The following is a 25,510-nucleotide window of genomic DNA, read 5'->3' as shown; positions in this document are numbered from 1 at the left end:
GCATGCATGTCTGCCAGCGCTTTTTATACGTTAAAGGCAGGTGAATGAGGAGTGAACAGTTACATCGTCAAACGTGTACTCGTGTTACTGCCCGTGCTGCTGGGCATGACTCTGATCGTCTTTTCCATTATCCACGCCATTCCAGGTGATCCGGCCGAGACCATACTCGGGCAAAAGGCAACCGAACAATCCAAGCAAGCTCTGCGTGACCAGCTCGGACTGGACAAACCCTGGTTTCAACAATATTTCGCTTATCTGGGTGATCTGTTTAAGGGAGATCTGGGCACATCCATCCGCACTAAGGTTCCCATTGCCCAGGAAATTGTGCCCTATCTGACAGCGACCCTTGAATTAACGATGGCGAGTATGCTGTTTGCGATCATTATTGGCGTGAATGCAGGGATTGTCAGTGCGTGGAAACATAACTCGTGGTTCGATTACTGCTGCATGGTCATTGCATTGGTGGGCGTATCGATGCCGATCTTCTGGCTTGGTCTCATGGAACAGTGGCTGTTTGCGAACAAACTGCACTGGCTGCCATCCATCGGCAGGATGAATGCACGCGATCCCATTGAAGCCATTACGGGCTTGTATGTGCTGGATACGATGATTGCCGGACGCTGGGATCAGCTGTGGACGGTAACGAAACATTTGCTGCTGCCAAGTATCGCTCTCGGCACGATTCCAATGGCCGTTATTGCCCGGATGACGCGTTCCAGCATGCTTGAAGTAATGAGTTCGGATTATATCCGAACCGCGAAGGCGAAGGGACTTGGCCCGTTTTTCGTCATATATGGACATGCATTGAAAAATGCGTTTATTCCCGTGCTCACCGTCATCGGCATACAGACCGGATCTTTGCTGGGTGGAGCCGTACTGACCGAAACGATCTTTGCGTGGCCCGGTGTAGGTCGCTATATATATGAAGCAATTAGTTCGCGGGACTATCCGGTGATCCAGAGTGGCATTCTGATCGTGGCATTTTTCTTCGTAGTGATCAACCTGATTGTGGACTTGCTGTACGCCGTATTCGATCCGCGTATTAGTTATAAATAGGAAATTCATCATTTGGGTTGATGAATGGAACTTAATATAAGATCTTTAAAAAATTACACGACACGAAGAGTGCAGAACCAATCTGTAGAAGCGAAGTGTTCGCATTTATCACCGGATTTTCACCTTTAAAAGGTGGATCAATAAAATCTGGGGATAACAGCGATCGGAAGATGGTGCTGCAATCGTAGTGCTTGGGTGTAATAGAACTCGTTGATCTTGTATTTCATTCATATCCAAGAAGGGAGACGCCGCATGGCCAAATTATCGACCAATACCGGAGCATCCGTTGACGCCGCGTCGGCACCTGCCTCGGGTCCATGGCGGGAAGCCTGGAGAACGTTTCGGAGAAATCGGCTTGCGCTAGCAGGCTTGATTATTATCGTTTTTTTCATCCTGTTGGCCTTTGCTGCCCCGTACATTGCCCCGTATGATTACAAAGAGCAGGTACTCACAGATCGTTTGCAAGCCCCTTCGGCAGAGCATTGGTTCGGTACCGATGATCTGGGGCGTGACGTATTTTCCAGAGTGCTGCATGGAGCGCGCATTTCATTGTGGGTTGGTTTCTTTTCTGTTATTGGCTCTATTATTGCGGGCGCATTGCTCGGTCTGATTGCTGGATATTATGGAAAATGGGCTGATATGCTCATCTCGCGTTTGTTCGATATCTTGCTCGCTTTCCCAGCTATCCTATTGGCAATCGCCATTGTGGCGATTCTCGGCCCGTCTTTGCAAAATGCACTGCTCGCGATAGCAATCGTGAACATCCCGACCTACGGACGACTGGTGCGTTCAAGGGTACTTAGCTTGAGACAGGAGGAATTCATTACGTCAGCGCGTACGCTGGGGGCTGGCAATATGCGAATTTTGTTCCGGCACATCTTGCCCAATAGTCTCACCCCGCTCATCGTACAAGGTACCCTGGGGATTGGAACAGCGATTATTGAAGCAGCTGCGCTTGGGTTCCTCGGCATGGGGGCGCAACCCCCAGACCCGGAATGGGGCAAAATGCTGTCGGATTCCCGCCAGTTTCTACAAAAAGCACCGTGGACGCTTATTTTCCCCGGACTTTCTATCATGTTCACCGTGCTCGGTTTCAACTTGCTCGGGGACGGCCTGCGCGACACCCTTGATCCAAAGATGGCCAAAAAATAGAGGTTTGCAACTCCAACCGTAACTGTAACCATAACCGTAACTGTAACTGTAACTGTAACTGTAACTGTAACTGTAACCCTTTCTCTGTAACTCTAACTTTTACGGTAACGCCGCTTAACGCCAACGCCTAACCGTAAGTGTAACTTGTAGCTGTAACGCTAACTTCTGCCCCAATCTAACGAACCTAGCAAGCCTTATTCTGCAATTTACTGCCCATTTGCCAATCTAACGAATTTCACACACGCTATGTTGCGAAAAACCTGAGGAAAGTCTCGAAAGGCCGAATTAAGGTGAGAAATAGCATCTCTACGATTCGTTAGATAATGAAATCATTCTAAAGGGACCAATTAACGTCAAGGTTCGATAGCGTGTAAATTTCTACTGTTTCTACCCGCCCAAGACAGTCAACCAGCGCACTAGTTGCGACACAGCAAGGTGGATGACCCTTCGAAATACATTAGATGGGAATGATGTGATAATAGCTACTATTCCTACATTACAATCTGTCTCCAAGCCGGTTCGAACTTTGGTTCGAGGCGGCTTTTGTGTTGCATGATGTATTGAGATAAAATGGTTAGAGATGTGCAGAACATGAAGTGTTATTCGATGATTTTGTTAAAATAACCGCCATCGTATTGACACCCAATTTTCCCATATGTTATATAAAAGGAAAGGGTTTAGCACTCCAATAATCAGAGTGCTAACAAATGATATTTTTACTACACGACTACATATGGAATGATTGTGTTTTTGAATATGGTTTTAATTAACCTTGAATAGGACATGAGAGTGGAATGAGCCAGAAAAAGCCTAGTACGCAAAAGAATGATCAATAGATTTTCAATTGATTAAAATCTCAATGTTTAAAATCAGTTGGTGAATGGTGCGGCAATAGTGAAGGGGACGAAATCGATTCTGTAGAAGCGAAGCGTTCGCCTAAAAGCTTTCTGAAGGAAAGCTGCTACGGAAGCATACGCTATCCCCTAATTTCTCCCTTGTTAAAAGGAGATCAAGGAAATTAGGGGATAACAGCGATCGAAAGAACGACTCGTAACCGGAACAGCTAGACCGCACAAAATCATGCGCTTATTTTAAATGAGGAATAGAGTAATCAAAAAAATCTAGGTATCAAAGCGATTGAAGGCTTTTCTAGTAACGTAACATTCTGCATGTGAGGATTCAAAGGTTTACTTTCTATATTTAACCCAATCATTCTATCCCCAATTTGAAAGGAGACACCCATTCATGGCTAAAAAAGAATTTCAGGCTGAATCTAAACGCTTGCTGGATATGATGATCAACTCCATTTACACCCAAAGAGAAATCTTTTTGAGAGAACTGATCTCCAACTCCAGTGACGCCATTGACAAAATATATTACAAAGCACTCACTGACGACACACTCGTCTTTAACAAAGAGGACTACTACATCAAGCTCACCATCGACAAAGAGAACCGTACGCTCACACTGACCGATACAGGAATCGGGATGACCCAGGAAGAGCTGGAGAACAATCTGGGGGTTATCGCGAAGAGTGGCTCATTGGCGTTCAAGAAAGAGAATGAAGCCAAAGACGGACACAACATCATCGGACAATTCGGGGTTGGTTTCTACTCCGCATTTATGGTGGCGGACAAGTTGACGGTAACGAGTAAAACGCTGGGCAGCGATGAAGCTTGGAAATGGGAATCCGAAGGCGCGGACGGGTACACGATCTCTCCAGCCGAGAAAGATTCTGTGGGTACGGAGATCGTCCTGACGATCAAACAAAATACGGAAGAAGATTCGTATGACGAATTTTTGGAAGAGTACCGCCTGAGATCCATCATCAAGAAATACTCCGACTTCATTCGCTACCCGATCAAGATGGATGTGACTGGTCAGCGTCCAAAAGAGGGTACAGAGAACGAATTCGAAGAGTACAAAGAAGAGCAAACTGTGAACAGCATGGTGCCGATCTGGCGTAAAAATAAAAGCGAACTGACCGAAGAAGACTACAACAACTTCTATATGGAAAAACGCTACGGTTTTGACAAACCGCTCAAACATCTGCACATCAGCGCGGATGGCGCAGTGGTATACAATGCGATCCTGTTTATCCCGGAGAACACACCATTTGATTATTATACAAAAGAGTATGAAAAAGGGCTTGAACTGTACTCTAACGGTGTATTGATCATGGACAAATGCGGTGATTTGCTGCCAGATTACTTCGGATTTGTAAAAGGTATGGTCGATTCCGAAGATCTGTCCCTGAACATCTCCCGTGAAATGCTGCAACACGACCGTCAGCTCAGTCTGATTGCGAAGAACATCAAGAACAAGATCAAGAGCCAACTGCAAAGCCTGCTCAAGGACGAGCGTGAGAATTACGAGAAGTTCTATCAAGCGTTTGGCCGTCAGCTGAAATATGGCGTTTACAGCGACTATGGCGTGAACAAGGATACCCTGCAGGATCTGCTCTTGTTCTCTTCTTCCAAAGAGAAGAAGCTGGTTAGCCTGGACGAGTACGTTTCCAGAATGCCGGAAGATCAGAAGTACATCTACTACGCATCCGGTGAATCTATTGAACGGATCGAGAAGCTGCCACAGATCGAGGGTGTACTCGACAAAGGTTATGAAGTATTGTACTTCACCGACGACATTGATGAGTTTGCAATCAAGATGATCACGAATTATAAAGAGAAAGAGTTCAAATCCATCTCCAGCGGTGACCTGGGCATCGAGGACAGTGCAGATAAAGAAGAGACGGACGCACAAGACAACGACAACAAAGAGTTGTTCGAAGCGATGCAAGCGCAGCTTGGCGGCAAAGTAAAAGCTGTTAAAGCTTCCAAACGCCTGAGAAGCCATCCGGTATGTTTGTCCACCGAAGGTGAGCTGACGATTGAGATGGAGAAAATCCTGAAAGCCATGCCGAACAGCGAAAATGTACAGGCGGATAAAGTGCTGGAAATCAACGTAAATCACGATGTCTTCAAATCCCTGAAAGACGCATTCGCACAGGATAAAGAAAAACTAAGCCTTTACACAAGCTTGCTGTATCATCAAGCATTGCTGATCGAAGGACTGCCAATTCAAGACCCGGTAGAGTTCACCAACGATATCTGCAAAGTTATGGTCTAAACTACCTTCTTCACCCGACAGGGCATTTGCCCTGTCGGTTTTTTTATTTTTATCTCCTCACCCATACAGCGGAGGGGACGGGAAGACAGACTATCATTGAAGTAATGAATGAACAATTTAATGGTATTCTTTAGCCTCTCAAAGTCTTGTTTGAAGTCCCCCTTTATAGGGGATGTAATGTCATTTTAGATTGGGTGTGAATCAAACAGCGAAAGTAGTGAAGGGGACGGAATCGATTCTGAAGAAGCGAAGCGTTCGCCTTTATTCCCGAATTTCTCCCTTTTTAAAGGGAATCAAGGAAATTTGGGAATAACAGCGATCAAAAGAACGATCCGTAACCGGAACGGCCACGCAAACTGTATAAGGCACTTTTTTCGTCATAAGTTACTTTCAATATTAATCATTATCATTTAGGTGCACGGATGATAGTCTGGCAGGGTATAATAAGAGAAGACGACTGTGCATCACAAGTTGATGTGAGAAGAGATGACAATCGCAGACAGGTTTTGCTTTTCGAAACTGCAGAATATGTGTATAATCACTCAAAATAGAGACAGTCGGCTAGGAGTGATCAACATGCAATGGAACGATCTGAGAGAACATAGACAATATCCTGAACTAACGAAACTGGATGGGGCTCGTGCAGCCTATGAGCGCGACTATTCCAGACTGATACATTCACCGACCTTTCGTCGGCTGCAAGGCAAATCGCAGGTGTTTGGTGCAGGAACGGGCGATTATTATCGCACACGATTGACCCACTCCCTGGAGGTGGCGCAGATTGCACGAGAAGCGGCAAGAAGCTTGCTGCGTCGCTACCCGGAGGTGGAGTTGAACCAGGCGGACAGCCCCGGACTGATTATTGATTCTGAAGTGGTGGAGTGTGCCGCGATTGCGCATGATTTCGGTCACCCGCCTTTTGGACATAAAGGGGAAGAAGTGCTGGATGGCATCCTCGATGATCTCATCAACACAGAGGTCAAGAAAATCATGAAGAAAAATCGCGGGGCCAAATCGCCTCAACCGGAATCGGAGATTCGTGCAGAGCTCAAGCGGAAGTATGAGCACTTTGAAGGCAACGCGCATAACTTCCGTCTCATTATGTATTTAGAAAAACGGGAAGATATCGATGGGCTGAACCTGTCGGATGCAGTGCTGCTGGGCATTAACAAGTACCCGTATCCTGGCACGGAGAGCAAGAAAGGCATGTATTATCATGAATGGCAGTATATCCGCGAGATTCGCGATCGATGGAACATTCCTGCTGGCAAAAAAACGCTTGAAGCGCAGCTGATGGACCTCTGCGACGATATTGCGTATTCCGCACATGATCTGGAAGATGGCATCAAAGCAGGTAAAATCGAAGTACACGAGCATTTCCTGCAAGATCCGCATATCAATCGACTGATTGTGGATAAGATTACGACACTGGAGGATCTGTTCTGGAACGGATGGACAAGGGAAGCGATTGGCAAAAAAGTTGAAGAAGTCCTCGCTTCGTTCCTGCGCATCTGGAATGAAAAGATGCCGTTCTGCGAGCATGATTACTCACGTACCCGCCGTGAGGTCAAGGCTTACTGGGTCAGCCTTTTTGTCGCTAGCCTGGGGGTTATTGATAACGGAGACTGGAAAAAGGTGACGTTTGTCCGTGAAGGTGCCGAGGACCTCGACATGCTGCGTACGGTGAGTGTGCTTAAGAGCTTTGCCTGGGTGACCATGATTCGTGACCTGCGTGTGCAAAGGTTGCAAAAGCGCAGTGAATGGATGATTAAGCGTCTGTGGGATGCTTTCCTTGACCCGGAAACGTCCAAATCCATTATTCCGTCCGATTGGCTGCAGCGCTATGAGAAGGATCAGGCGAAGGCGAATCCGATCTGGACCTGGGAGCACATGGTGATCGATTATATAGCCGGGATGACGGATGCTTTTGCCGAGAAAATATACAATGAACTATACGGTCTCAAGGTCGGTTCCATCTACGATCTGGATTAGAGATAAGCATGACGAAGGGAGATGAGACGCTTGGGTGCGAACATCAGTGGAAAATACAATCTGGGCGTACTTGACCTTGTTCCAAGGTTGAACGGCGCCACAGCAGAACAGGCGCTACAACAATCCGTTACACTTGCGCAGCATGCTGAAGCCTGGGGCTATTCAAGGTACTGGACGTCGGAGCACCATGACATGGACGAACTTGCATCAGCATCACCGGAAGTGTTGCTTGCCCATATTGGCGCGCGAACGAACACGATCCAGCTTGGCTCCGGTGCCGTACTGTTACCACATTATAGCCCGCTTAAGGTAGCGGAGTCGTTCCGACTGTTGGCGGCGCTCTACCCGGGGCGCATTGAGTTAGGCTGGGGACGTGCTCCTGGGGGCGGTCCCCATGCAACGATGGCCTTGAGTGGCAATTACTTGCAGCATGTGTCCAAGTTGCCTGAATCGCTCGCGGCACTAACCGAACTACTGGAAGATCGATACACTTATGAGGAACATCCGGTGACGGCCCGCCCGATTCCGGAGCTTCCATTATCCTTATGGATGTTGGGTACCAACGTGAAGAGTGCTGAATTTGCCGCTCGCTTCGGTATGGGGTATGTATTCGGACAATTCATGAGTGATGCGGATGGTACGGAAGCTGTGCGGCGTTATCGGGAGGGCTTTATCCCCAGCGCCAATAGGAAAGAGCCGGAGGTTATGGTTGCTGTAAGTGTGCTGTGTGCGGAGACGCAGAAAGAGGCATTGTCCTGGAGTAGCGAAATGGCGGAGAGACGCAGAGCTGTTGGAAAAGAAATTTCAACGCAGTCTGACCATGTCAGCACAAGTACCGGCACCAATGACATGACCGATGCCAATGAGGTGCAACGGCATTATGCCGGTACACCTGAACAAGTCTCGAAACAGTTGCAGCAGGTGTGCCAAAGGCTGAATACGGATCGGTTGCTTGTAGTGACAACTGGACCGGATTACGAGAGAAGGTTGGCCTCCTACAAGTTGCTGGTGAACGCATAGGGGGGCGGCTGCTAGCCGTTATGATACAAAGAATGGCGGGTTCCATTCCGGTCATCTGTATGGATTCAAATCGTAAGAGCTGCAGATCGGATATTTGCCGTATGCTGCAGCTCTTTTTTGCTTCATTTAAGTCTGAATTTTACATCATTCGATTCCGTTCAACAGATGATGTGAAATAATCACAAGATTTTACAAAATAAAGCATGACTAAAATAAAAGAATGTTATAATACTTTACGTCTCTTTTACTATAGATATAATATAGAAAAGAGTAATTTGCAAGATGCCAAAAGAAGGGTAAAACAACGACAAAAGAACCTAAAATACGGAAGTGGCCGAAGATGGGCACAAGGGGGAAATCATATGTTCAGCAGATTCAAGATCAAGAGTATCGGTCTGCGTATCAGCATCGCGTTCTATCTATTAATCCTCTGTTTAATTCTTCTTAGTGTCACGATTGTTACACAAATGAACTCGATGGAAAAAAACACGAATATGATCACCAATAACTGGATGCCCTCCATCCAGCAGATTAACCGATTGAATTATACAACAGAACATATTTTGTCATTAAGCTATCGTCACTTTGATGCACAGGCAGGGGCCAAAGCGGACCTTGCTGAAGAGCGCACCAAATACATTCGCGAAACGGCCCAGGCTATTAAAATATATGATCAGCAGGAGAAGACAGCTGAAGAAAAAGAGCAATGGGAAGCATTAAAGAGCAAGTGGGAAGCTTACCTCAAGATTAACACGCAATCCATCAAGCTGAGTGATGAAGGTCAGGAACAACTGGCTAAGGAAGTATCCGAAAAAGGGGCCGCCTCCTTCGATGCCATGCAAGTCCATCTGGACTATCTGGTGGATTACAATCAGCAGCAGTCCGATCTCTCTGCGGCTCAGACGATCAGATCCGTCCAAGATGGCCGAATCATTATCGTCATTGGTGTTCTTGTGATGATTATCATTACAGCAATTGCGATCCCGATTATCCGTTCACAAGTCGTTAAACCACTGCTTCGGGTGATTAGTGCCGTGAAACTGATTGCGGAAGGTCAATTGAATGTCCAGGACATACATACCAAACATGAAGACGAAGTTGGTGTTCTTGCCAAAGCCGTGAATGACATGAAAGGTAATCTGACGTCCATGGTATTGAATGTTAGACGAATTGCTGAAGCCGTCAACCGCCAAAGTAGTGAATTGGCTATTTCCTCTGAAGAGGTTAAGATCGGCAGTCGCCAAATTGCCATAACGATGGAAGAGTCCGCAAAAGCGGCAGAGAGTCAGGCAGAAACGGCTGTTGAATCCGCCCGTACCGTCGAGGGGCTGAACGCAAATATTCAGCAACATTCGGAACAGGGGAATCAGCTTCGTCTGATGTCAGACCTGATTTTGAAACAAGGACAGACCGGCCGCGAGTCCATGGAGCAATCCGTGAACCAAATGCTACAGATTGCTGGCGCAGTTTCCTCTTCCATGAACAAGATGGAACAGCTAGACCGTAAAAACGAAGATATATCGCAGTTGGTTCAAGTCATTCATGACATTGCGCGCCAGACCAACCTGCTCGCATTGAATGCTTCCATTGAAGCTGCCCGGGCAGGAGAGAGTGGACGCGGATTTGCAGTTGTTGCAGCAGAAGTGCGGAAGTTGTCCGAAGCCGTTCGAACTTCTGTGGAAGAGATTACCGTCATCACGGAGGACATCCAGAAAGATTCTCAGGGCGTTGTTGAGGAATTACGAACAGGTGTACTGGAAACAGAACGTGGGCAGCAGCAAGTACGTAATTCCGGCAATCTGTTCCGTACCATTAGTGAGTCGGTAGAGGGTATGGTTCAAGTCATTGGTACAATGACGGATGGTCTGGAAGGTATGCAGGAAGCGAGCGGACGGATGAATGATTTCAGTCAACAAATTTCGGCAGTATCCGAGGAATCCGCGGCAAGTGTAGAGGAAGTGTCAGCTTCAGCCGAAGAACAGGTGAGTTCAATGGAAACGATTAGCGGCAATATTCAAACCCTGAAAGATCTGTCCGAAGATCTGCTTTCTTCCATTGAAAAATTAAAAATATAAAACCTCTTCTTATAATAGAAGAAACATGAAGGACGGCTACCATATTGAGCTCTACAAACAGCAAAGATTCAGTTGTCGGAAGTTACGTATATACCTTCGCTTGCCATGAGAATGAACGTGCCCTATGTGAATTGGAATTGGAAACGATGCTCGTTCCTGGGACAGATATTGGTTCAGGAGATCACGCCTATGTACGCTCCAATATTTGCATTCCACCAGGTAGAAGTCCATTTGTCCGGGGCAGACTGGATGTGATGGCCGAAGCGGATACAGTAGCAGGTCTGAAACCTGCTGCTTCACAAGTCGCCTTGTCATCTCGTGAAACGTTCAAGGTTGTCTGCTTGAAAGAGGGCGATGACATGCCGGATTATGCGCATTCTCGTTTGCTGGAAAAAGAGCTGGGCATGTGCATTAAAGGCAAAGCTATGATGAAACAGCCTGACGTGACTTTTGGACTAATGCATGTGAATGGAAAATGGCTCTTCGGTCAATGGACAGAAGCCGATCGCTCGTGGCAAACCCATCATCAGAAGCCGCAAAATTACTCCACAGGCCTTGGTGTTACGTTAGCCAGAGCGTTAGTCAATATTGCTATTCCGCAAGTGGAGGGGCATCAGTTGCTCGATCCATGCTGCGGAATGGGAACCGTTGTAATTGAGGCATTGTCGATGGGAATTGAGGTCAAAGGAAATGATTTGAACCCTTTGGCGGTACAGGGTGCACGCATTAATCTTCCTCATTATGGGTATGATCCAACCAGAATTACCCTCGGGGATATGAATGATCTGGAAGGTTTCTACGATGCAGCCATTCTGGACATGCCATATAATCTCTGTTCTGTTCTTCCGGATGAGGAACAACTTGCCATGTTGACGAGTTTGAAGAGACTTGCAGGACGGGCAGTGATCGTTTCCACCGAATGGGTGGAGGGGCACATTCTGGATGCCGGATGGAACATTGATCAGTATCGAACGGTGAGCAAAGGCACGTTTATACGTCACATTTGGCTATGCACTTAGAACGGCTGCGCTGAAAATAACAGAAAAAACCTCCATACCGGAAAAAATCCATTTTCCGGTATGGAGGTTTTTGATTTTCGTAGGGAAACTACCTTACATGAATTTGTACAATTTCACCTAGGATCATCTAGAATTTTTAGTATTTATGACTATAATTCACCAGATTGAGCGGAAGGGTTTTTCCGGCGATATATGCTTCCAAATTTTGAACAAAAATATCAAGTGCCCGCTCGGTGTATTGCTCTGTACTGCCTGCAATATGCGGAGTAATCAAGACGTTATCCTTACCCCATAGTGGATGATCTGCGGGGAGCGGTTCCTCCTCGAATACATCAAGTGCAGCAAAGGCAACCTGTCCACTGTCCAGTGCACCCAGCAGAGCCTCCGTATTTACGCTTGGGCCACGTCCCACGTTGACGAAACAGGAACCTGATTTGAAGTGCTCAAATGCAGACTGATTATAGATATGATGCGTTTCATCTGTGAGTGGCAAAATATTGATGACGTAATCGCCTTGCCCCAGTGCTTCGTGTAAGCCGGACATATTGTACATTTGGTCTACATTTGGAACGTCTTTTCCGGAGCGACGAACCCCAATGACGTTCATGCCTAGTGCTTTGAGAATACGTGCGGTTTCTGTTCCAATCTCTCCAACGCCGACGATAACCGCTGTTTTGCCATGCAATTCCGGAAGTGGTTTGCCTGGGGATTTCCATTCTGCCTGCTGCTGGTGCAGCATCGCTTGTCTGAGCCAGCGGCTGTGGGACAACATCATGCCAAGAATAATTTCGGTTATGGGAATGGCGTGTACGCCATTAGCACTGGTTACCAATATGCTTTTTTGTTCCAAATCTGAGAAAGGAAGGTTGTCCACACCTGCGGACCAGACTTGAACCCATTTTAAAGGGCTGTTTTCTTTCAGTGCATGTTCGGTTACCAGAGGAGACCAGCCTAAGACAATTTCGGCTTCTTTTAACTCCGATGTGTCAATCTCTTTGGCTTTGCCAACCGTAAGTGTATAACCTGGTGCTGCATCCAGAATACGTTGTTGCTGCTTTGTCGACAAGGATGGAAAACATACAATTTTACCCATAGTTAGTGGCCTCCTGAATTGAAATAAGTTGTGGTATTAGTTTAGCAGAAAAGAAGGCGATGTGCGTAAAAGGCAGGAATACAGCCTCATGTGCAAATCCCAAAAATTGTGTCACTCTATACTTAACCAGCTTGAAACTATAGAGACGACTGTGAAATAATAAAACGAACTCTAGAAGAGGTGTATACCATGAATAACTATTCACATTCACATACGGATCTTCCATCCCGACGAGAACGATTGTTTATTGCACTCCGGGTGCCGGCACATATTCAGAATTCACTTCGTATATCTGCGGAACAGGTGCAAGGAAAGCTTGATTTTCGCAAATGGACGGACTACCGGGATTATCATATTACATTGCAATTTCTGGGGGATACCCTTGTTAGTGACATTGGACATCTGCGGAAAGCGCTGCGTTTGGCAACGGTCGGGTTCCGGCCGTTTGAACTGCAATTATCCGGATGGGGAACGTTCGGTTTGGAAGAGGCACCAAAGGTATTGTGGAAAGGTGTTGAAGGAGAAGTGGACCAACTTCATCTTCTGCAAAAACAGATCGTGGGCGCAACTGCTTCCCTTGGATTTGAGGCCGAATTAAGACCTTATTCTCCTCATATTACGATTGCGCGTAAATTTCTGGGCCAGAACCCAGGAAATGAAGATAAAGGAATATTTGGAGTGCTTCCAGGGCAATTTTTAGGTGTTAATTCTTGGATGGTCCAAGATTTTGTGCTTTATGTGACACAGCCAGGTCAGGCGCCGATGTATGAGGTTGTGGATACGTTTTCTTTTTCCTGAAACTCATTGATATGACATAAAATCACATTGACATAACGTTATTCCCTATGTAATATTAGCCATCGTTATTCAAATTCTTTTTTTGTGGTTACTTAGTTTAGGGAATTGTTTCGACAGGAGGAATCTTCGAATGGATATTATAAGCAAGAATCGTTGGGTGGCACCGATGTTATCTGTGCTGCTTGTATGTATAGTGGGGGCTAACGTCGTTCAGGCGACTGGAAAATGGAATGAGGCAAGTGATAGCAAACAGATGACCGAACTTGCGGCATCTGCAGAAAATAGCGAAAATTCTTTTAGCGGAGACAGGCGTATGATGCAAGACGGGACAAGTCTATCTTCTGATGCGTCTACACAGACTGATAACTGGACCAATTCGCTCCCGGCCAAGAACTGGCTGACGGCTGCCCAGGAAGAGCAGGAACAGAAAGAAGCCAAGGCTAAACATGCGGCCAGAGCTGCAGCAGCGGCCAAAGCGAAGAAAGAGGCTGCTCTGAAATTGGCCAAGATAGAGCATGCCAAAGCGGTAGCTGCAATTACGACTCCCCCCCAAAAACTTTACTTTACACGGACCAAACTCCTGAACCAGGAAGACTCGAAACTTGCGACCTGGTCATACAGTGTGTCCGATAAAGAGCTGCTTCTGCTGCAAAAAATTGTCATGGCAGAGGCGGAAGGTGAACCGTACGAAGGCAAAGTGGCAGTTGCCAATGTTGTCTTAAACCGGCTGCGGTCAGCCAATTTTCCCGATACCATTTACAAAGTAATCTACCAGAAATCTCAATTCAGTCCTGTAGCGAACGGGCGCTTGAAACGTGTTACTCCTAATGAGGACAGTATCAAGGCAGTTAATGCAGCGTTGAATGGGAAAAAGGAAGTCGCCGATGATACGTATTATTTCTTGTCATTGACGCTTGCGGACGATCTGACAGTGGCTCGCTCCCAGAAAAAAGTAAAAACGATCGGGCATCATACTTTTTACAAGTAATTGACCTGTAAATTCTGCAAACAGGCAGGGTAGTTAACTATGTATTCGCTACATAGACCTTGAAAAGCCCTGTAATGCAGTTTTATTTCGTCGTTTTTAACTTTATTGGCGATGAGAGTTTGTTATTTAAATTACCCTTTTTTGTAGCAAATCATACGGAGATAAGAATGAAATAAAAGAAGGTTCCTTTCCGGATTAATGGAGGGGAACCTTCTTTGTGCATGTCTTTAAGAGATGAAATACCTTCGTAGAACGACTAGAAGGGGTCATAGAGCTGCTAGAATGGAATTCTGGTACCTGACAGCGAAGTTGCCCCGATTCCGGCTGTGAAGCGCTCCTTGGGCGCCGATGTGACTTCCGCTGTAGCCGGGAACAATAAATCATGGACAGCCTGGGCACAACACGTTGGATCGTAGGTGTTTTTGTTCCCTGGTTTGTGGACTGCTTTCAGCTGGCTTTCAGCTTCACGTGGTGCATAGATCTGCTCACACAAATGCTTGAAGCGATTGGTAATAACGTCAGAAGAGTGAATGATCTGACCATATCCGGCTTGTACAAAATATTCACAGTTCTCTTCTTCCTGTCCCGGCAATGGAGGTACGAATAACATCGGCAAGCCTTTAGCCAATGCTTCTGTACAAGTCATGCCACCTGGTTTCGTAATGAGCACATCGGATACGTCCATCAGTTTGCTGACCTCACGAGTATACCCAAGAATGCGTATATTCGGATGTTGGAAGCAGGACATTTCCTTCAGCTTGGCAATCATTTTCTCATTGCTTCCCAGACAGAAAAGCAGCTGTACCCGATCCGCCCATGACGTGAGGGTCTTCATATGCTCTTCATCAAAGGAAAGTCCCCATCCGCCACCCATTAGCAGAGCAGTGGGCATGTTCTGAAGCCCCATTTCCTGTCGGAGGCTTACCTTGTCTCCTGCTTCCCAGAAGTCAGGATGAACAGGAATACCGGTGATTTGGATGCGAGAGGGTTCAACACCCCTGATCTCAAGCAGAGCCTTAACTTGTGGCGTGGATACCAAATATTTGTTGACCTCGGGATTAATCCACGTTGCATGTACGTCGTAGTCTGTGACCAGTGTATATAGTGGAATATTAAGTCCCTGACGTTTCAGTCGTGAGATGACCGCATTCGGAAATGGATGAGTACAGATCACGGCATCGGGTTTCAATTGGGATACGACCTGAGCCGTCTGTGTATAGAAAATCCGATGCAAGGCCAGTTTGGTAAATCCGTTTAGTGATTTGTTATATTGTGTCCGATACAGCAGACTGACCAGCTTGGGCTGAACGGTTAGTGTCTTGCGGTATGCAGACAGAATAAGCGGAGCCATGGTTGGATTTAAAAATTTGCCGAGCTCAATAACCCGACTATGCACATGTGGACTGACTTTCTTAATGCCGCTTGCGAGCGCATGGGCGGCCTGGGTGTGACCGGTGCCGAAACCTTCGGATAACAAGAGCACTCTTGGTTTTCGCATGAGTTCACCTTTATTCATCAATTTAAATTTAACATTCACAGTCATACCGCACGTTGCATTACTACATGAATATACAGCGAAGCGGAAAATCATGTTCATTCGTTACATATTTACACTATAGTTAATGTTCTGATACATCAAAACTTCGTCTTTATCCGAGTTGTTGGAGTCATCATACACTATAGACGACGATAGAAGCAGTTTCCACTGCATTTCGGTTAAAAAAAATTAACACAATTTTTTAATGTTAGGGTTGCAATCTGATGAGGAGAGTGGTAATCTTGGTTTTGACCGAATGACCGAATTGTATTTATGGTCATTTAAAGAGGACGATCAACGAAAACTAGGAGGGATATGATGGCTCCGATTGACAGGAGACAGCAGGTCATTCATGCAGCCGCGCAGTCTTTTGCCATGTTTGGATACAAGGCAACCACGATGGATCAGGTAGCGAAGATTGCGAATGTTGGCAAGGGAACGATCTACACGTTCTTTACGAATAAGGAACAATTGTTTGATCAGATTTTGGTTGAAGTAATCCAGGAAATGAAAAACATTGCTCATCGTGAAGTTCATCAGGAAAGTGCTTTTTTTGATAATCTGTTTCGTGTGCTTGATTCATTGCTAGAGTTTCGTCGTGATCACGATTTGCTGGTTAAATTGTCCCAGGAGCTTAAGGATTTTGGAACTCTTCAGGCCAAGGAAGGTTTGGAGAAAGTGGAGAAAGTTATCTCCGATTTTCTGGCACGGGAGCTTGAGAAGGCAAGAGACAACGGAGAGATTCGTGATTGTGATCCACAGGTAGTTTCCTTTATGATGATTCGTTTGTACATTGCCCTCACCTCAGACTGGAGCAAGCAACACGAGCCGCTGAGCAAAGAGGAAATCAAGAATTACTTTCGCCTTTTCTTAATGGAAGGAATTGCTGCAGCAACGTAACCCGAATTTATTATTACTATAATATGGGTTAGTCATACGATTGAAGGCAGTGAGGCTTGTCGAGAGACAGGTTTGTTTTTTTGCTCTAAAGTGACCGTTTGAGGAAAGTAGTCACTTCGTGTTTCGGTAAATTTCCGAAACGCATCAAATTAATTTCATTATGGTTATTCTGCTTAGGAAGCAGAGAGAACAAGGGGAGAAAATGACATGAAATCTTTATCCGTGTTTTTCAAGGATGTGGGATCGGCCGTGAGAAACCCGAAGGTGTTGATCCCCGTTATTGCAATTTTGTTTATACCGATTCTATATAGTGGTATCTATTTGGCTGCCTACTGGGACCCATATGGTCATGTCGATGAAATGCCGGTTGCGGTTGTTAACCTTGATAAAGGTGCAGAACTGGAAGGTAAATCATTGCATGTCGGTAGTGACCTCGTGGATGAACTGAAGAAAAATGCAGATTTTAAATGGGATTTTGTCAGTCCCATCCAAGCCAAAGAAGGCATGGAAAACGACAAGTATTATATGCAAATTACGATCCCGGAAAACTTTTCATCCCAGGCAACCACGTTGCTTGATGATAAGCCAGAACCGGCTGATCTGATCTACGAACCAAATGGAAATTACAGCTTTGTGGGTGCGCAGATTGGCAAAACGGCCATCAAAGATCTGAAAGCTAAAGTTTCGGCCAAAGTAACGGAATCCTATGCGGAGACCCTGCTCGACAAATTTTCCGAAGTATCGGACGGATTGGCTGAAGCTGGCGATGGCGCAGGAGACTTGAATACGGGCGCAGGCAAGCTGGATGATGGAGCTGTGAAGCTCAAGGATAATCTGGCGAAACTGGCATCCGGTACATTGGAACTTCAGGATGGCTTGTCTCCATTAAGTGATGGTGTCAATGCACTACACACGGGGGCAACCAAACTTGAAAGTGGTACATCGAATCTGGTATCCGGTTTGCAGCAGCTTCAAGCTGCGGCGACAAGCCAGCTTCAGAGCGGTGCAGACCAGTTGAAGGACGGCAGTGCCAAGCTGGAAACTGGACTTAAATCTTCCGTGGACGGAGCAGGCAAGCTGCAAGCGGGTCTGCAATCGTCAGAGCAAGGCAGTGCGAAGCTGTCTGAGGGTCTGCAAAGTGCATTCCAAGGCAGTGGCACCTTGGCCACTGGCCTTCAATCGGCAGTAGATGGCAGCAGTAAGGTTGCTGACGGTGCTCAGGGCGTTGCTGATGGGTTGAAGCAGTTAGCTGCATCCAACCCTGAACTGGCAGCCAGTGAAGACGTACAGAAGCTGCTGGCAGCTAGTGCAGCAGTCGCTGAAGGCAGTAAGCAACTGCATGAGAGCGAACAGAAGCTTGCGCAAGGTGCAGATCAATTACACCAGGGCAATCAGCAACTGGCAGCAGGTGCGTCCGAGCTGCATGGAGGCCAAGAGCAGCTTCTGACAGGTGCGAACCAGTTGGTGGATGGTCAGCAGCAATTGCTGGCGGGCGCTGGACAGCTTAGCCAAGGCGGAGCGAAACTCTCTGATGGTCTGAAGCAATTTAGCGGCAAGCTGGGCGAGGCTGCAAGTGGCGGCACATTGCTGGCAGATGGAGCCAAGCAACTGGGGTCCGGAACTACAGCCCTGCAAACGGGTGTGGGTAAACTGAGCGGTGGTGTGAGTTCGCTAACGGACGGCTCCAAACAACTCGGTGACGGAGCAGGCAAGCTGGCAGACGGTTTAACTGAGCTGAAAGACGGCTCAAGCGAACTGGCTACCAAGCTGAACGATGCGGCTCAGAAAACATCAGAAGTCAAGAAAACGGACGATGTGGTGAATATGTTCGCTGAACCTGTGAATACGTCCGAGAACACAACAGAGAACGTGAGCAATTATGGTACAGGGTTGACGCCGTTCTTCCTGTCCATCGGTTTGTTTGTTGGATCGCTGATTTCAACGATTGTTTTGAAAATGCGGGAAACTTCCGTACCGGGTGCAACAGGTTGGAACCGTTTTGTCAGCCGTACACTCGTATTCGGTTTTGTGAGCATTATCCAATCCGTGATCGTGGCAAGCTTCATGCTGTACGGTCTTGGACTGGAAACACACAGCGTACCGCTGTTCTATCTATTCACGATCTTTACGGGACTGACCTTTATGTTTATTGTTCAAGCCCTCGTAACTTGGCTTGACTTGCCAGGGCGTTATGTAGTTATCCTGTTATTGGTCTTCCAGCTTGCAGCAAGTGCGGGAACCTTCCCGGTAGAGCTGATTCCGTCATGGCTCCAGTCATTTAGCCCTTGGCTGCCAATGACGCACAGCATTATGGGCTTCAAAGCAGTTGTATCCAGTGGCAATTTCGATGTGATGTGGCATCAGGTCGGCATTTTGGCAATCTATGCAGGTATATCTGTGCTGCTGACCTTGGCTTTCTTCCTTTGGAGCGGGAGACGTCGCAAAAAAGAAGCCGAAGTGGCTGAATCCGGTCAAGTGGTGACGGCATAAGCCGAATTGAACCGGAATAGGACAGAATAGTGAAAATAAACTTTGGACTCAAGTATCAAAATTATGCAATATAGTAGTCAAATAGTGCAAAGAGTCTGCGACCCGAAAATGGGCTGCAGACTCTTTTTGTATACAAATGCATAAGGATGAAGATATTCGCTGGATCATGGCATGAGAAATTGGGCCAACTATGGTTAAACGCAGGCCACATATGGAATGATTTTCTTTTGTCAGCAATTAAAATTAGTTGTACTCTGACATAAAATGTGTATAATTATTCGAAAAAGAGATGAATTTTAGCATCAGTACACTAAAGCTGTACTGCAAAACATTTCTTATCAGAGGTATTAAAAAGTTTAAATTGCGCTGATGTTAGGTCGGTGTTAAAATAATAGAACTATATCAAAAAACGTCGCTCCATATCAGCGGCCGTGCCAGCGGTTGCGTGTTGTTATACCAAGCTGTTTACCGGGTGATCCGGACCAGCTCATCTCATGGATGGCCTCTGCCGCAATAGCAGCATTTATAAGATTGACAGCCCTTATTGCTGTCGCCCTCGTTCATCCAGCAGGCAATTTTTCAGGTTGAAAATGCCCGCCCCTCCCGTTTTATTGTTGCTTGTTGCCTATGTTCTTGATCTTTCCGAAATACTTCACTATAGAAAGGTTGCGTTCCATGAGACACATCGGATTACCTCCTAAACAGGGTCTGTACGACCCACAGTTCGAAAAAGACGCATGCGGAATGGGTTTTGTTGCCAACATCAAAGGAGTACCTTCACACGACATCGTTAGTCAGGCACTGACCATGCTCAGTAACATGGAACACCGCGGAGGACAGGGCAGTGAGCCTAATTCCGGTGACGGAGCTGGTATCTTGATCCAGATTCCACATCGCTATTTTGCACAGGAAGCGGACCGTCTTGGTTTTGCATTACCTGAACAGGGCTTTTACGGCGTAGGGATGCTGTTCCTTTCACAGGACCCTGTCATTCGGAGAGCGCATGAAGAGAGCCTTAAGAAGATCATCGAAGAAGAAGGCCAGACGTTCCTGGGTTTCCGGGATGTGCCTACGTTTGATGAGATGCTGGGACGTTCTGCGCTTGCAGCGAAGCCTTATGTGCGTCAGGTGTTCATTGGAAGATCGGCAGATGTTAAGGATGAATTGGGATTTGAACGGAAATTGTACGTCATTCGTAGACGTGCGGAGCTGGCTATTCGTTATTCGGCGGATGAAGCAGAAGGTGGTTCATTCTACCTGCCAAGCTTGTCCTGTCGCAAAATCGTCTACAAAGGCATGCTGACAACGGAACAGGTGGGACAGTTCTATCTGGATCTTCAGGAAGATCTCGTGGAATCAGCGATTGCGCTTGTTCACTCCCGTTTCAGTACGAATACATTCCCAAGCTGGGAACGTGCCCACCCGTATCGCTTCATGATCCACAACGGTGAGATCAATACGATGCGTGGTAACGTGAATTGGATGCATGCCCGGCAGTCGCTGTTTGAGAGCGAATTGTTCGGTAACGACATCTCGAAAGTAAAACCGGTTATCAATCCGGATGGTTCGGATACGGCCATGTTTGATAACACACTGGAGTTCCTGTATTTGAGCGGCCGTTCATTGCCACACGTGGCCATGATGATGGTTCCTGAGCCGTGGAGTACAGATGAGGGAATGGATCCTGCCAAGAAGGCATTCTATGAATATCACAGCACGATGATGGAGCCGTGGGATGGACCGGCAGCAATGGCCTTTACCGACGGTTTACAGATTGGTGCAACTCTTGACCGTAATGGTCTGCGTCCTGCACGTTACTATGTAACGAAAGACGACCGCATTATTTTGTCCTCTGAGGTTGGGGTACTTGATATCGCTCCTGAAGAAATTCTTTACAAAGATCGTCTGCGTCCTGGACGTATGCTGCTTGTCGATACACAACAAGGACGTATAATTGCGGATGAGGAAGTGAAAGCTCTCATTGCGGCCGAGAATCCGTATCAGGATTGGCTCGATGAGCATCTGATGGATCTGAATGAGCTGCCGGATGCACCGGAACTGCCTGATCCAAAACATGATAACGTGACGCAGCTTCAGCTGGCGTATGGATATACATTTGAAGAGTTGCGCAAAGTGTTGGAGCCAATGGCTTCAACAGGTATGGAAGCTACAGGCTCCATGGGTTATGATGCACCACTGGCGGTTCTATCGGATCGTCCGCAGCGTCTGTATAACTATTTTAAACAAATGTTTGCACAAGTTACCAATCCACCGATCGACGCAATTCGTGAAGAGATTGTAACGTCTACAGCAACAACGATCGGACCTGAGCGTAACCTGCTGAATCCTGAACCGGAGAGCTGTCGTCAGATTCGTTTGGATACACCGGTACTTTCTAATGAAGATTTTGCGAAGATTCGCCATGTTCGTCGTCCGGGCTTCCGTTCCATGACGATTCCGATCTTCTTTACAGCAAAAGAGGGCGCAGAAGGACTTCGCAAAGCGATGGAACTGCTCTTCGAAGCTTCAGACCGTGTCATTGACAAAGGTCACAACATTTTGATCCTGTCTGACCGTGGTGTGGACGCCGAGAATGCGGCTATTCCAGCATTGCTGGCTGTAGCAGGTTTGCATCATCATCTGATTCGTAAAGGAACCAGAACCAAAGTCAGCATTTTGCTGGAATCGGCAGAGCCGCGTGATATTCATCACTATGCCTTGTTGCTTGGTTACGGCGTAAGTGCGGTGAACCCATATCTGGCGTTTGAAACGCTGGATGACATGATTCAGCAAGGGCTGCTGCGTGGCATCTCACATGAGAAAGCCGTGAAGAACTACATTAAAGCCGCTACCAAAGGCGTTATTAAAATATTGTCCAAAATGGGAATTTCGACGATTCAATCCTATCGTGGGGCCCAAATTTTCGAAGCGGTGGGTCTGAAATCGGACTTCGTTGATCGTTACTTTACGTGGACGCCTTCCCGAATTGGCGGGATTGGCCTGGAAGAAGTGGCTGCCGAAGCATTGACTCATCACAACCGTGCCTTTACGGACAAAGATGGCAATGACAAAGTGCTTGATTCCGGCGGGGAATACCAATGGCGTAACGACGGAGAAGAGCATCTTTTCAATCCGCAAACGATCCATACGCTGCAGCATGCAGTACGTACGGGCGATTACAAACTGTATAAAAAGTATTCCAAACTCGTGCAAGGCGAAAATGATCAGTTGCTGACCATTCGCTCCATGCTGAGACTGAAACCAGTCGGTCCTGCGATTCCTTTGGAAGAAGTAGAGTCCGTCGAAGACATTATGCGTCGTTTCAAAACCGGGGCAATGTCCTTCGGTTCGATCAGTAAAGAGGCACACGAAGATCTTGCTATTGCGATGAACCGTGTTGGTGGTAAATCCAATACAGGTGAAGGTGGCGAAGATCCTGCTCGCTTCATTAAAGATAGTAACGGTGATTCTCGCCGCAGTGCGATCAAACAGGTGGCATCCGGACGTTTTGGTGTAACATCCAACTATCTGGTTAATGCCGACGAGATTCAGATCAAGATGGCACAGGGAGCAAAACCGGGTGAAGGTGGACAGTTGCCTGGACGCAAGGTGTACCCTTGGGTTGCTGAAGTTCGTGGATCAACACCGGGTGTAGGTCTGATCTCTCCGCCACCGCATCATGATATCTACTCGATTGAGGATCTGGCCGAGTTGATCTATGACTTAAAAAATGCCAATCCACGTGCAGAGATCAACGTTAAATTGGTATCCGAAGTCGGCGTTGGAACGATTGCTGCTGGTGTTGCTAAAGGTCGTGCCGATATTATCCTCGTCAGCGGTTATGACGGTGGTACAGGTGCATCCCCGCAAGGCTCAATTCGCCACGCGGGAATGCCTTGGGAGCTGGGTCTTGCAGAGACACATCAAACGTTAATGCTGAATAATCTTCGTGACCGTGTCGTACTGGAAACAGACGGAAAAATGCTGAATGGTCGTGACTTGGCTATCGCAGCTTTGCTCGGAGCTGAGGAGTATGGATTCTCTACAGCACCACTCGTTGCACTCGGTTGTATCATGATGCGTGTCTGCCAGATGGATACATGTCCGGTAGGTGTAGCAACACAAAACCCTGAATTGCGTAAAAATTACACGGGAGATCCTGCTCATGTCGTTAACTTCATGCGTTTTGTTGCTGAAGATGTTCGCGAAATCATGGCTGATCTTGGATTCCGTACGATTCAGGAAATGGTAGGTCGTACCGATTGCCTCGAAACGGTAGAGGCTGTAGACCACTGGAAGAAAAAAGGTGTAGATCTGTCGGTATTGTTGCATGTGCCTGAAATGCCAGAAGGCTCTGCACGTTACCGTACACAGCATCAAAACCACCAATTGGAAGAGACGCTGGATATGCAGCAGTTGCTGCCATTGGCGCAACCAGCGCTTGAATCCGGTCAACCGGTTGAAGCGGTGCTCCCAATTACCAATGTAAACCGTGCAGTAGGTACCATTTTGGGTAGTGAAATTACGCGCAAATATGGAATAGCAGGATTGCCCGAAGATACGGTTCAATTCAAATTTGTCGGGTCCGCTGGACAAAGCTTTGGGGCCTTTGTACCTAGAGGTATGACATTGACCGTTGAAGGGGATTCCAATGACTATGTAGGTAAAGGGTTGTCCGGAGGTAAACTGATCGTCATGCCTTCACCGAAAGCCACATTTGATGCCGAAGATAACATCATCATTGGTAACACGGCTCTATACGGTGCAACCAGTGGTGAAGCGTATATTCGTGGTATTGCGGGAGAGCGGTTCGCTGTGCGGAACTCGGGTGCCAAAGTGGTTGTTGAAGGTGTAGGCGACCATGGTTGTGAGTACATGACGGGGGGACGTGTCGTCGTTCTGGGTGATACAGGTCGTAACTTTGCAGCCGGGATGTCCGGAGGTATCGCTTATGTGTATGATCCGAAAGGCACATTCCTGAAACGTTGTAATCTGGAAATGGTACTTTTGGAGCGTATCGAAGATGTCTCTGAGAGTGCAGATCTGCGAGGCATGATTCAACGTCATGTTGCGAACACAGGCAGTGAGGCGGGGCAGCGCATTCTGGATAACTGGCAGCAATCTTTAGATCAATTTGTTCGGGTTATTCCAAAGGACTTCAAACGAATGACCGAGCAAATCGAACGGATTCAGGCAACGGGCCTGACCGGAGAGGCTGCTTTGCTGGCTGCTTTTGAAGCTAACATGCGTGAACTTGCACGTACAGGAGGTTAATATATTCCTGTCCGATTTCATGAACGGGTTGTATTAAGAATAATAGGAGCTTTATGGCGTCCAACGCGGCGCTGTAGAGCTCCTATTTGGTTTTCGACAAAATTAGAACCCGTACAAAAAACGCTATCGCCATGAGACGACAACATTGAAGAACTTTCTCAAGTATAATAAGGCTAGTTTTGGAGTGCAGGGAAAGTATAAAGATAAGAGAGGTTAGCGGAATGAATATGAAGCAACCAAACAGGGGCGATCGTAAGTCGAAAGGTAAACCAGTCGAAGCAACCCAGATGGACATCATGAAAGTTTTACTGCAATGCGGAATCGACCCGGAGCGTTGGAACCATTTCGTATCCTCCGACAACAACAAGCGCGCTTGACAACACATCGACAAGCCTAGAATAGATGGAGGGAAATCAAGACATAAAAAAGCCCAGCAACCGGAGAATGGTATTTCTCGGTACTGGGTCTTCTTTGCGGTTTAATCCATACTGCGCTCCATGCGGACAAAAGCAATAAAACGACGTGCCTCTTCTTCTGTTAAGGGTTTGCCATCAATCATCAGGCCGAAGCGTTCCAGCACTTCCTTATCCGATAATTCAAGGGCGTCCACGAATTCTCTTACGTCCTCATCCATTACGACATCACTTTGTTTCGTCCGTCCAATGAGATAATCAATGGATACACCAAAGATGTCAGCAAGTCTCGTTAACACTTCGAAATCCGGTTTGCGTCGGTTTTTCTCGTAGTGGGAGAGAGCAGCTCTCGTAATATGAATGGAGCTCGCAAGTTCTTCTTGAGTAAGTCCCCGCTGTTCCCTTAATTCAGCAATGCGATTTCCGTAGCTCATATGCTATTTCCCCCTGAACGCCATCAAATATATATTAGAACAATCCTGAGCCAAGTGTTTGATCAGGGCAGCTTTCCTGCATCATCGTAATGCCTTAGTAGTCCTAGTTGTATATAGGTCTGTCTAAGGACATCTCATATTGT

At 46.9% G+C, this 25,510-nt stretch carries 16 protein-coding genes; 13 read left to right on the top strand and 3 right to left on the bottom strand.

Going from position 1 to position 25,510, the window contains the following annotated elements; all coding sequences use genetic code 11:
- Positions 1-51: 51 nt before the first annotated feature.
- From ACR1R9_RS21015 to ACR1R9_RS20985, 7 genes are all read left to right on the top strand, one after another.
- Positions 52-1,056, top strand: a complete 1,005-nt coding sequence (locus tag ACR1R9_RS21015; RefSeq protein ID WP_079695210.1) for an ABC transporter permease — start codon at positions 52-54, stop codon at positions 1,054-1,056.
- 252 nt (positions 1,057-1,308) lie between these two features.
- Positions 1,309-2,208 carry a nickel transporter permease gene (nikC, locus tag ACR1R9_RS21010; protein WP_099855797.1) on the top strand — a complete coding sequence of 300 codons (900 nt, stop codon included), beginning with the start codon at positions 1,309-1,311 and terminating at the stop codon, positions 2,206-2,208.
- Positions 2,209-3,453: 1,245 nt separating this feature from the next.
- Positions 3,454-5,334: a molecular chaperone HtpG gene (htpG, locus tag ACR1R9_RS21005; protein ID WP_072734365.1), complete on the top strand. Its 1,881-nt coding sequence runs from the start codon at positions 3,454-3,456 to the stop codon at positions 5,332-5,334.
- Between the two features lie 576 nt (positions 5,335-5,910).
- A complete protein-coding gene (locus tag ACR1R9_RS21000; protein ID WP_433922818.1) occupies positions 5,911-7,326 on the top strand; it encodes a deoxyguanosinetriphosphate triphosphohydrolase family protein in 1,416 nt (471 codons plus the stop codon).
- Between the two features lie 21 nt (positions 7,327-7,347).
- The gene (locus ACR1R9_RS20995; RefSeq protein WP_433956390.1) at positions 7,348-8,346 is read left to right on the top strand and encodes an MsnO8 family LLM class oxidoreductase; all 999 of its coding nucleotides are present in this window, start codon (positions 7,348-7,350) and stop codon (positions 8,344-8,346) included.
- A 362-nt stretch (positions 8,347-8,708) separates the two neighbouring features.
- Positions 8,709-10,421 carry a methyl-accepting chemotaxis protein gene (locus ACR1R9_RS20990; protein ID WP_076291480.1) on the top strand — a complete coding sequence of 571 codons (1,713 nt, stop codon included), beginning with the start codon at positions 8,709-8,711 and terminating at the stop codon, positions 10,419-10,421.
- 44 nt (positions 10,422-10,465) lie between these two features.
- Positions 10,466-11,440 carry a TRM11 family SAM-dependent methyltransferase gene (locus ACR1R9_RS20985; protein WP_246318268.1) on the top strand — a complete coding sequence of 325 codons (975 nt, stop codon included), beginning with the start codon at positions 10,466-10,468 and terminating at the stop codon, positions 11,438-11,440.
- Positions 11,441-11,576: 136 nt separating this feature from the next.
- On the opposite strand, the gene ACR1R9_RS20980 is transcribed toward ACR1R9_RS20985, so the two are convergent.
- Positions 11,577-12,533: a D-2-hydroxyacid dehydrogenase gene (locus ACR1R9_RS20980; RefSeq protein WP_076291482.1), complete on the bottom strand. Its 957-nt coding sequence runs from the start codon at positions 12,531-12,533 to the stop codon at positions 11,577-11,579.
- A gap of 189 nt (positions 12,534-12,722) precedes the next feature.
- On the opposite strand from ACR1R9_RS20980, the gene thpR reads away from it, so the two are divergent.
- The gene (thpR, locus tag ACR1R9_RS20975; protein ID WP_326064997.1) at positions 12,723-13,331 is read left to right on the top strand and encodes an RNA 2',3'-cyclic phosphodiesterase; all 609 of its coding nucleotides are present in this window, start codon (positions 12,723-12,725) and stop codon (positions 13,329-13,331) included.
- A gap of 130 nt (positions 13,332-13,461) precedes the next feature.
- A complete protein-coding gene (locus ACR1R9_RS20970) occupies positions 13,462-14,319 on the top strand; it encodes a cell wall hydrolase (RefSeq protein WP_099855806.1) in 858 nt (285 codons plus the stop codon).
- A gap of 277 nt (positions 14,320-14,596) precedes the next feature.
- On the opposite strand, the gene ACR1R9_RS20965 is transcribed toward ACR1R9_RS20970, so the two are convergent.
- Positions 14,597-15,817: an MGDG synthase family glycosyltransferase gene (locus ACR1R9_RS20965; RefSeq protein ID WP_433922820.1), complete on the bottom strand. Its 1,221-nt coding sequence runs from the start codon at positions 15,815-15,817 to the stop codon at positions 14,597-14,599.
- 357 nt (positions 15,818-16,174) lie between these two features.
- On the opposite strand from ACR1R9_RS20965, the gene ACR1R9_RS20960 reads away from it, so the two are divergent.
- From ACR1R9_RS20960 to ACR1R9_RS20945, 4 genes are all read left to right on the top strand, one after another.
- Positions 16,175-16,756, top strand: a complete 582-nt coding sequence (locus tag ACR1R9_RS20960; protein WP_076291486.1) for a TetR/AcrR family transcriptional regulator — start codon at positions 16,175-16,177, stop codon at positions 16,754-16,756.
- Between the two features lie 207 nt (positions 16,757-16,963).
- On the top strand, positions 16,964-19,246 hold the full coding sequence (locus ACR1R9_RS20955) for a YhgE/Pip family protein (RefSeq protein ID WP_433922821.1): 2,283 nt from the start codon (positions 16,964-16,966) through the stop codon (positions 19,244-19,246).
- A 675-nt stretch (positions 19,247-19,921) separates the two neighbouring features.
- Positions 19,922-24,520, top strand: a complete 4,599-nt coding sequence (gene gltB / locus ACR1R9_RS20950; RefSeq protein WP_433922822.1) for a glutamate synthase large subunit — start codon at positions 19,922-19,924, stop codon at positions 24,518-24,520.
- Positions 24,521-24,741: 221 nt separating this feature from the next.
- Positions 24,742-24,897 (top strand): hypothetical protein, encoded by a 156-nt coding sequence (locus ACR1R9_RS20945; RefSeq protein WP_180287105.1) that lies wholly within the window; start codon positions 24,742-24,744, stop codon positions 24,895-24,897.
- 101 nt (positions 24,898-24,998) lie between these two features.
- Here ACR1R9_RS20945 and ACR1R9_RS20940 read toward each other — a convergent pair whose 3' ends face one another.
- Complete coding sequence (locus tag ACR1R9_RS20940) at positions 24,999-25,367, bottom strand: helix-turn-helix domain-containing protein (RefSeq protein WP_024632898.1); 369 nt, start codon at positions 25,365-25,367, stop codon at positions 24,999-25,001.
- Positions 25,368-25,510 lie beyond the last annotated feature (143 nt).

It is taken from the genome of Paenibacillus taichungensis, from assembly GCF_050994985.1.
In the GTDB taxonomy this organism is placed as follows: domain Bacteria; phylum Bacillota; class Bacilli; order Paenibacillales; family Paenibacillaceae; genus Paenibacillus; species Paenibacillus taichungensis.
This window is presented reverse-complemented; position numbering and strand designations above follow the sequence as displayed.

Excerpts from the sequence above, each read along its gene's own strand:
- ACR1R9_RS20995 (WP_433956390.1), top strand. The coding sequence starts at position 7,348 with ATGAGACGCTTGGGTGCGAACATCAGTGGAAAATACAATCTGGGCGTA.
- ACR1R9_RS20940 (WP_024632898.1), bottom strand. The coding sequence starts at position 25,367 with ATGAGCTACGGAAATCGCATTGCTGAATTAAGGGAACAGCGGGGACTT.
- ACR1R9_RS20945 (WP_180287105.1), top strand. The coding sequence starts at position 24,742 with ATGAATATGAAGCAACCAAACAGGGGCGATCGTAAGTCGAAAGGTAAA.
- ACR1R9_RS20980 (WP_076291482.1), bottom strand. The coding sequence starts at position 12,533 with ATGGGTAAAATTGTATGTTTTCCATCCTTGTCGACAAAGCAGCAACAA.
- htpG (WP_072734365.1), top strand. The coding sequence starts at position 3,454 with ATGGCTAAAAAAGAATTTCAGGCTGAATCTAAACGCTTGCTGGATATG.
- ACR1R9_RS21000 (WP_433922818.1), top strand. The coding sequence starts at position 5,911 with ATGCAATGGAACGATCTGAGAGAACATAGACAATATCCTGAACTAACG.
- nikC (WP_099855797.1), top strand. The coding sequence starts at position 1,309 with ATGGCCAAATTATCGACCAATACCGGAGCATCCGTTGACGCCGCGTCG.
- ACR1R9_RS20965 (WP_433922820.1), bottom strand. The coding sequence starts at position 15,817 with ATGCGAAAACCAAGAGTGCTCTTGTTATCCGAAGGTTTCGGCACCGGT.
- ACR1R9_RS20960 (WP_076291486.1), top strand. The coding sequence starts at position 16,175 with ATGGCTCCGATTGACAGGAGACAGCAGGTCATTCATGCAGCCGCGCAG.
- ACR1R9_RS20955 (WP_433922821.1), top strand. The coding sequence starts at position 16,964 with ATGAAATCTTTATCCGTGTTTTTCAAGGATGTGGGATCGGCCGTGAGA.
- ACR1R9_RS20970 (WP_099855806.1), top strand. The coding sequence starts at position 13,462 with ATGGATATTATAAGCAAGAATCGTTGGGTGGCACCGATGTTATCTGTG.
- gltB (WP_433922822.1), top strand. The coding sequence starts at position 19,922 with ATGAGACACATCGGATTACCTCCTAAACAGGGTCTGTACGACCCACAG.
- thpR (WP_326064997.1), top strand. The coding sequence starts at position 12,723 with ATGAATAACTATTCACATTCACATACGGATCTTCCATCCCGACGAGAA.
- ACR1R9_RS20990 (WP_076291480.1), top strand. The coding sequence starts at position 8,709 with ATGTTCAGCAGATTCAAGATCAAGAGTATCGGTCTGCGTATCAGCATC.